The following is a 2,223-nucleotide window of genomic DNA, read 5'->3' as shown; positions in this document are numbered from 1 at the left end:
CCTAGTTGAGAACGTGCATGAGTTCGGCTTAAACCTAGCAATACTCCAGTCTCATCTAAAAATACTAAATTTTTGGGCTCGATGTTCTTGACTTTTTCCCAATACTCTAACCTTAACTTCATGACTCTTTCTGTTCCTGCTTGGCTACTCCTGACAGTTTTTTTTTGCGATTTAATCCTAACTTCTGTAAGGCACTACACATTGCTGTTCTACCTACCCAATTTCCGGTCTTTTGGGCGAATAACTCACACAATTCTACCAAGGTTGCATCGGGATGTGCTGCCACTATTTCTCTTACTTCTGTTGAGCCGTTATTTAAATGACTTAATCTGGGTTTACCACTCTCGTTTAGGCTGTAAATTTCCTTCTATTTTTTGTTGCTTGACAAGTTTTTGAAAAGAGCTTTTACTGCAGGCAAATATTTCTGCTGTTTTTCTGATCGACAGCTTCTGATCTAGATGGGCTGCTACTATTTTGGATCGCAAATCTACTGAGTATGCTTTCATTGGTATATTATTTTTAGTCAATTCTATTGTACCTCTTAACATCCGGAAGTGCTGTATTAGCGCTCCTATTCGCAATCTTACTATTCCACAAATCGTTAAAATTACTTGCTCATATTTCTTTCTGGGTATTTAATCTAAATCTTTCTTGGGCAACTCGAAATATCTTGACCGATCTAATTCGATGTTCCACAAAAATTCGGCGAGCAGAAAACGCTTTATTTTGTTATTTTTGTTCTGTTGTTAATTCTCCTTTTCTGGTTTTTTTAATGGGAGTTGTTATTAAATCTTCTCCAACGTAAGCTTTATCTCCCTTAAATATGAGTTGAGGATCAAACTCTGAGCGATATTCTCGGAATAAGGTTATATCGCTTTTAGGTCCAGGTTCCCCTGCCACAACATCAACTATATCTCTACCATCTGGCATGATAATTATTTGAGTTTTAAATGTATGATTACTCTTCTTGCCTGAAAAGTATTTTTCTTGTTCATCACGAGTTCCAGGTCTTTCTCTGACTTGTTCGTAGGTATCTACTATTAATTCATATTCTGCGAGTATTTCCTTAACTATTGCGTCGTGGTCAGCAGCGTTTTTTTTTTACTTGTTCCAGCAAGCTAGATGGTAGCAATTCTCGCAGGTGCGGAAACCAATAGTTAAATGTGTCATTAGCTGTAGATTCACTTACTCCAAACTGGATGCCCAGAAGTTGAAATGTTGTCATATGCCTAAGATAAACCAAGGTTAAAATTATTTGTTCGGGAATAGATAGTTTGGGTTTTCGACCTCCTCCACCCGCAATAATTCTCACTTTCTTGGATTCTAGTAAAGCTTGTTTTTCATGATGTAATCGTTCGGCATTTGGGAGCAATTGTTGTAACTGTTCATATTCCAGACCAATTAATCGCTGTGTTTCTTTATGATTCTCTTCAATATGATTTAGGATGTCGCTCATGTTTCTGTGTAAAAAAAGTCTCTGATGTTCTTTTACCACATAATGTTACTATTTTGGAGATGCCTTCAGGATAAATCTCCTCCAAGGCAAGAGTTGCGTTTCTCAGGGTGGTACCCGTTGTCTAACAAGATGGTAGTTTTGGGAAGTTCGGCAGGTTTAGATTTGAAGTAATCGATGTTTTGTCCAAGCATTTCAATCAGCTTGCAGATCATCAGATAAGCTAGCTTTGGAGAGGGTGAGTAAAGAAGGGAAAGCCAAGTATATCGACAGCTATAGCAATCCTAAATCATTATCATGATTGCGGTACAATTACATGCAATACTAGATGATGACAAAAAAAATGAATAACTTACAACTTCCACAAAAAGATATGGACAAAGAAATAGCTTCTGGTTGAGTCGATGGGAGGTATTATCCTCCGCATCTCTCAGTTAGATCCGGACGTGCGATTTTCACCGCATCCGGCTCCCGATGTTCTTGGCTCGCGCCTTTGCTCATGTGGATATAATCGTGGCAGCTTTCGTGAACCGCTAGAAGATTGTTTATTTTCCAATTACTGTGGTTTCCGTCTACATGATGTAGATGCACCTTTTCATCGCCTAGCATTTTTAACCCACATTTCCCACATTTATGGTTTTGCCGTTTTAAAGCTTTAGAGGTTTTGCCGTTATACAGCTTGCTGTTACGCTCCTGGGGGGGTGACAAAGAGGCTTAGGATATAGACCGAATAAGGGTTGCAGCCCTCAGACCTTGTTCGTAAAAGCGAC

At 38.9% G+C, this 2,223-nt stretch carries 3 protein-coding genes; all 3 read right to left on the bottom strand.

Annotation, left to right across the window (positions count from 1 at the left end; translation table 11 throughout):
* Positions 1-335: 335 nt before the first annotated feature.
* Positions 336-506: a hypothetical protein gene (locus QUA13_RS32245; RefSeq protein ID WP_333205135.1), complete on the bottom strand. Its 171-nt coding sequence runs from the start codon at positions 504-506 to the stop codon at positions 336-338.
* 223 nt (positions 507-729) lie between these two features.
* Positions 730-1,041 (bottom strand): transposase family protein, encoded by a 312-nt coding sequence (locus tag QUA13_RS32240; protein ID WP_333205137.1) that lies wholly within the window; start codon positions 1,039-1,041, stop codon positions 730-732.
* Positions 1,042-1,084: 43 nt separating this feature from the next.
* The gene (locus tag QUA13_RS32235; protein WP_333205133.1) at positions 1,085-1,456 is read right to left on the bottom strand and encodes a transposase family protein; all 372 of its coding nucleotides are present in this window, start codon (positions 1,454-1,456) and stop codon (positions 1,085-1,087) included.
* Positions 1,457-2,223: the final 767 nt, after the last annotated feature.

It is taken from the genome of Microcoleus sp. S28C3, from assembly GCF_036700785.1.
GTDB classification, from domain to species: Bacteria; Cyanobacteriota; Cyanobacteriia; order Cyanobacteriales; family Microcoleaceae; genus Microcoleus; species Microcoleus asticus.
This window is presented reverse-complemented; position numbering and strand designations above follow the sequence as displayed.